This window comes from Pseudoalteromonas sp. 3D05, from assembly GCF_002723455.1.
Classification (GTDB): domain Bacteria; phylum Pseudomonadota; class Gammaproteobacteria; order Enterobacterales; family Alteromonadaceae; genus Pseudoalteromonas.
The window spans coordinates 267-6,221 of sequence record NZ_PDUS01000028.1 but is presented as its reverse complement, the minus strand read 5'-3'; the positions used below and the strand labels follow the sequence as shown (position 1 = coordinate 6,221).

Annotated in this window: 5 protein-coding genes; all 5 read right to left on the bottom strand. The window is 40.7% G+C overall.

The window, feature by feature from the left end:
• Nucleotides 1-127: 127 nt before the first annotated feature.
• Complete coding sequence (gene wecB / locus CSC79_RS18905) at nt 128-1,243, bottom strand: UDP-N-acetylglucosamine 2-epimerase (non-hydrolyzing) (protein WP_099297540.1); 1,116 nt, start codon at nt 1,241-1,243, stop codon at nt 128-130.
• 267 nt (nt 1,244-1,510) lie between these two features.
• Nucleotides 1,511-3,751, bottom strand: a complete 2,241-nt coding sequence (locus tag CSC79_RS18900) for a polysaccharide biosynthesis tyrosine autokinase (protein ID WP_099297538.1) — start codon at nt 3,749-3,751, stop codon at nt 1,511-1,513.
• 14 nt (nt 3,752-3,765) lie between these two features.
• Nucleotides 3,766-4,200 (bottom strand): low molecular weight protein-tyrosine-phosphatase, encoded by a 435-nt coding sequence (locus CSC79_RS18895; protein WP_099297536.1) that lies wholly within the window; start codon nt 4,198-4,200, stop codon nt 3,766-3,768.
• Between the two features lie 9 nt (nt 4,201-4,209).
• Nucleotides 4,210-5,328, bottom strand: coding sequence for a polysaccharide export protein (locus tag CSC79_RS18890; protein WP_099297534.1), 1,119 nt, complete (start codon nt 5,326-5,328; stop codon nt 4,210-4,212).
• A 141-nt stretch (nt 5,329-5,469) separates the two neighbouring features.
• Entirely contained in the window at nt 5,470-5,877 is a 408-nt protein-coding gene (locus CSC79_RS18885) for a four helix bundle protein (RefSeq protein ID WP_099297532.1), read from the bottom strand.
• Between the last annotated feature and the right edge of the window lie 78 nt (nt 5,878-5,955).

Sequence of the window (5,955 nt, the reverse complement as noted above, 5' to 3'; positions counted from 1 at the left end):
GTTCTAGGTTCTAGGTTCTACAAATTTTAATTTTAAAATTTTTTCTGGCAAGCTTTACTTATGTATTTTTAGCTTGTCATATTATTTTTTAAGAGTAATACGCGGGGTAAACCAGCGCCTACGCTTATTATTTTGCTAAAACATCGCAAATGCGCTGGCATGCTTGGCCGTCACCATACGGGTTATGGGCACGGCTCATTGCTTTATATGCAGCATCATCAGCTAATAACTCATTTAGTGCAGATGTTATTTTTGCTACGTCAGTACCAACTAATTTAACAGTGCCTGCATCTACTGCTTCTGGGCGCTCTGTAGTATCACGCATTACCAGTACTGGCTTACCTAAACTTGGGGCTTCTTCTTGAATGCCACCTGAATCAGTTAAAATAATGTGGGAACGGTTCATTAAATAAACAAATGGTAGGTACTGTTGCGGCTCTATTAAATGTACGTTGTCTACATCTTTTAAAATACGTTTTACTGGCTCTTGAACATTTGGGTTTAAATGTACAGGGTAAAGTATTTGTGAATCAGGGTGAGCTTTGGCTGTTTCCGCTAGCGCTTCACAAATACGCTCAAAACCACCACCAAAGCTTTCACGGCGATGGCCTGTTACTAAAATAAGCTTTTTACTTTCATCAAGCATTGGGAATTGCGCAGCTAATGTATTACTTAGCTCTGCGTCATCTTCTATTTGTTGCTTAACCAGTAATAACGCATCAATAACCGTGTTGCCGGTTACAAATATATTATCATCTGCATAGTTTTCTTTTAAAAGATTCGCTTTTGAGGTATCCGTTGGCGCAAAGTGGAATTTTGTTAATGCACCCGTTAATTTGCGGTTACCTTCTTCTGGCCATGGCGAATAAATATTACCTGTGCGTAAGCCTGCTTCTACGTGACCTACTGCAATTTGCTCATAATATGCTGCTAAACTCGCTGCAAACGTAGTTGCCGTGTCGCCATGGACAAGCACAACGTCAGGCTTAAATTCTTTAAGTACAGGAGTTAACTCTTGTAAAATACGGCTTGTTACTTCTGGCAGTGTTTGCCCTGCTTTCATTAAATTTAAATCGTACTCAGGGGTAATTTTAAACAGCTCAAGTACTTGGTCTAGCATTTCACGATGCTGCGCCGTTACACATACTTTAGCATCAAAGCGGCTATCGTTAGCTAGGGCGTGTACAAGAGGTGCCATTTTAATGGCTTCTGGGCGAGTACCAAATACTGTTAATACTTTCACTTTTACGTCCTTTGTGAATTTTCAATTAATTTACGAGCTACGAGCTGCGGGCTAAGTAAATAATCATAACCATCTTTTTATACCGCAAAAGGCACTGAGGCATTTGGCTACACAGAAAAGAGAGAATACATATAAAATGAATATCTGTTATTTCCTCTGTGAGCTCTGTAGTGAACCTTTTACTTTCGCGGTGGCAAGCCACTCGCCTACATTAAACCAAATTTTCTAGGCTTTAGGATCTAGGGCCTAGCTGCTAGCACCTATTTATCACTTATCCGATTTATATTCGTAGTTGTAGTAACCATAATAACCGTAAGCGTTGCTGGCTTTTTTAACTACGCCGTTAAATACCACGCCTTTTACGTCTGTGCCGTTTTGTTCAAAGCGGGCTCGGGTTAGCTCTATTTCTTTAATGTGGTTTTGGCCAAAGCGAGTAACAAGCAATGTTGTACCAGTGTGGGCACTGACGATTGCCGGATCTGTTACCGCTAAAATAGGTGGTGTATCTATGATTACTAAGTCGTACTCGGCGCTTACCTCTTCAACTAACTTACTAAAGTTTGAGTGCATTAGTAACTCTGATGGGTTTGGCGGTATTTGGCCGCGGGTAATTACGCTTAAACCTTCAACTTGTGTTGGTTTTGTCACTTCGCTTAAGTTTAAACGACCTGATAAGTAATCACTTAAGCCATCATCCCATTTAATACCAAACTGAGTTTGCAAGTAACCTTTACGCATATCGGCATCAATGATTAATACTTTTTTGCCACTTTGCGCTAGTACTGAGGCTAAGTTAACCGATATAAACGATTTACCTACACCTGGGCTTGGGCCAGATATAGCAATTAAGTTGTTTTTAGACTCCATCATCGCAAAGTGCAAACTGGTACGTAAGCTACGTAGTGCCTCTATTGACAAGTCAGCTGGGTTATCAAGGGCCAATATTGACTTAGGCTTATTTTTAGCTTTACGGGCTTTACTAAAACCAGTGAGTTTATCTTGGTAATCTGAGTACGGTACGCTGGCGTATACAGGTAGACCGATTGCCTCAATCTCGTTTGGATCTTCAACGCCTTTATGCATGGCTTTTTGTACTAAAACAATGGCCACTGCTAACATTCCACCTAACATAGTTGCCATTACCACGATTAACGCTTTTTTTGGCTTAACTGGTTTTGAAGTGTTCACCTCTGCATAATCAATTATACGTACATTACCTACAGTACCTGCACGCACAATATCAAGCTCTTGAGTTTTAGCTAATAATAAAGTGTAAATTTCGTTACTTACCTCGACATCACGTTTTAAGCGTAGTAGCTCTTGTTGAGTTTCTGGTAGGTTACCTACCTCGCCAACTAGCCTTTGTTTTTGTTTTTCAACTGCTTCAATTTGCTCAAGGACACCTTGATAGGTTGGGTGGCTTTCTTTAAACTTGCGGCTCATTTCAAGGCGTTTAAGCTCTAGCTCTTGCAGTTTAGTTTCAAGCTCAACAACTTGCTCAAGTACACCTTGGGTTTCAAGCGTGATATTGATTGATTGACGTTTAATTTGGTATTCGTTAAAACGCTCTTCAGCGTATTCGAGTTGTTTTTTAATCTCAGGGAGTTGTACCTCTAAAAAATCGAGTGATTTTTTAGCTTCTGCGCTGTTACGTTCAACATTACGGCGCACATAAATAGCCGCTACTTTATCCAGTACTTTTTCAGCATAACTTGGTTTAGCGCTTTGCAAGCTTAAGTTAATAATACCGGAGTCTTTGCCTTTTTCGCTTGCGCCAATAGCTGCTTGTAAATCTAAAATAGTATTGAGGCGGTCTTTGCGAGAAATTATAAATTCAGTACCCGCACGAGCATTTATACTACGTACCGTTAGGTTAAACTTACCATTTGTAAGCTCTTGCCCTACTTTACCTGCCAATATTTGTTCGCCATCGTCATTTACAAGCGAAACACTGTTATTCTCTTGCGCTACAAGCGTAAACTCGATCCCAACAGCTGATTTTGGCACATCAAATCTAAATACATCAACACCCTCGCCGCCCCATGCATATGAGCTTGCACCAAAGCTAGGCTCAGCTAAGTCACCTGCGTTCATTGGGCTGAACTTACGAAAGGCCCGACCGCCAATGAAAGGGTAGAGCTTTGGCTCTACTGTAACATCAAGCTTTAGTGTATCAACGGCTTCACCTATTATTGAGCGCGATTTTAAAAGCTCAATCTCTGTTACTGCGGCTGAAGTGCTTTCAAACATACCTGCCATGTCGTCAAACCCAGGGACTGAGCCGCCGCTTTCTTCAACCTGTATCATCGCCGTTGCTTGATATATAGGAGTAGAAAACACCGCATACACCACGCCTATAAACATAAACACAGTGGTGAGTGCTATTATAAATAATTTACGGTCAAGCAGCGCACCTATTAGCGCCATTAAGTCTATCTCTTGACTTGGGCTTTGCTCGCTTGTTCGGTTTTGCTTATTTGCTGCTATTGCAGTGGGCTGAGCATTCATGTACTAGCCTATCCTTATAAATACTTTTGCCAAGCGCTACACGCGCTATCGATTAAATCGTAAACGTGTTCAAACGCTTCTAAACTTTGTCTGTATGGATCGGGTATTTCTTTATCGCCTAACCATTTACCGAGTAAAAATGTTTTTCCGCGTGCTTCTGGGTAGCGGGTGCAAAGGTCAGTTAAATGGCGTTGCTCCATCACTAAAATAACACTATTTTGTGCTACCAAGCTTGAGTTAAGCTGACGGCCTTGATGTACATCCATATTAATACCATGCGGGGCAGCAATTTGTTTTGCAGTTGCATCGGCTGATTTACCTTCAAGCGCCGTTAACCCTGCAGAAGAGACTGTTATATTTTTGCCTTCAAGCTTGCTTTTAAGCACATATTCGGCGGTTGGACTGCGGCAAATATTACCCGCACACACCACTAAGATAGAATCAAACATCGCATTCCCTTAGTTAGTTGCTGCTAAATCGTCGATAGAATCAACTGTTGCGATAGACGGTAATAATAAGCTTATTACGCGGTTCCAACGGGCAAGTGGTGCAGAGGTTACATACACAATGTCGTGTGGTTGTAATTCAAACTGCTCAGCCAATACTAATGCGGCTACATTTTTTGCATGCAATTGATACACATCAGCAATCACACCATCACGTTCTAAATCACGCTTGCGTAAGACAAATACTCCATTAGCATCTGCGGTATTTTCGTTTAAGCCACCAGAGTTTGCGAGCGCTTCAGCTAAATTCAATCCGTAGCGGTTAACCTCTACTGAGCCGGCTTTTCTTACATCACCCAATACAAATACATTTTGTAAGTCATTACGACTTACATGCACTATATCGCCATGCTGCAACAAGCGGTTTTGTGATATATCGCCCTGGGCATAAAAATCATTTAATTTAATTACTTCAGTTGTATTACCACGAGTAAATGTAACTGTACGCCAATCGGCCGCTTCGGTTAAACCGCCGGCTTGGTTCAGCGCATCAATTAAAGTTAGTGGAATTTCAGTTACTGGGAGCACACCTGGTTTAGTAACTTCACCTGTTACATAAGCTTTTTGGCTTCTAAAGCCGACTATTTTAACATCTATTTGCGGGTCTTCTATTACACGGCTTAAGCGTTTAACTAATTCGCTGTGTAATTGTTGAACTGTTTTACCTGCTGCTTGAATATTGGGGGCATAAGCATAAGTAATTGTGCCATCCGCTTGTACACGAAATCCATCAAATTCAGCGGTACGCTGCACTGCAGCTGGAATTGTTAACTCAGGGTGATCCCATACACCTATGGTAAGCACATCGCCCACGCCAAGTTTGTATTGGTAATCACTGGTGTTTAAACCCTCATAACTAGAACGCGCAGACGATTTAGTTTGAGCCTGCTTTTTTTGCTTTATTAAAGCTGAATCAATTATTTGAATATTTACTCTTTCGAGATCTTGTTCAAGATTTTTAGTTTGCTCTCCCGATTCGATTCCTTCGAAATGGCTACCGGGGATGATTGTACAACCTGTCATTGTGAGCAAAGTAAGTGATGCTACAAGTGTTTTACAGCTTAGCGCCATTGTTTATTCCCAAATATTATAAAATTCTAAAACTTTCAGCTTAGTTTTTTGAAATTTGCTGTTATTTTTTTGCGTGCCAATTAAAGCATGGCTCAGTTTACTGTGCAAGCACGCTTGCACAGTAAACGCGCAAGCGAGTAATTATTTTGTAAATTTAGTTAAGGTTCTAGGTTCTTCAATATTGTAATTAGCTTCAACACCTTTAATGTAACCTTTTCTGATTTTGATTAATGACGCGAGCATCGCTGCAACCTCTTTAGCTTCACTTATTAGCTCTAAGCCTAGAGACTTTTCAATAATGCCTACTTCTATTCCTATATATATTTGCGTTACAAGCTCGCCTGCTGAACCTTTGGCATAATATAGAAACCTAGCTTGATCCGCTTGAGAATCACGTTCTACCCCCTCTGCAATGTTAGAGGGTATAGATATAGCAGCACGTGTAACTTGATCTTTGAACCCAAAGTCTTTGCATTTAGTTATCGCTTTGTAAGTATTACATGCTAACCGGGAAGCTCTTTTCCATACATCTAACTGTTCAAACTTCATAACCACACCTAAACACGCCAAAATTCGTAAATTAACTATAGTTGAGAGTATGGTTTTTCCTAGAGCCTAAAACCTTTG

Excerpts from the sequence above, each read along its gene's own strand:
- CSC79_RS18885 (WP_099297532.1), bottom strand. The coding sequence starts at position 5,877 with ATGAAGTTTGAACAGTTAGATGTATGGAAAAGAGCTTCCCGGTTAGCA.
- CSC79_RS18895 (WP_099297536.1), bottom strand. The coding sequence starts at position 4,200 with ATGTTTGATTCTATCTTAGTGGTGTGTGCGGGTAATATTTGCCGCAGT.
- CSC79_RS18890 (WP_099297534.1), bottom strand. The coding sequence starts at position 5,328 with ATGGCGCTAAGCTGTAAAACACTTGTAGCATCACTTACTTTGCTCACA.
- CSC79_RS18900 (WP_099297538.1), bottom strand. The coding sequence starts at position 3,751 with ATGAATGCTCAGCCCACTGCAATAGCAGCAAATAAGCAAAACCGAACA.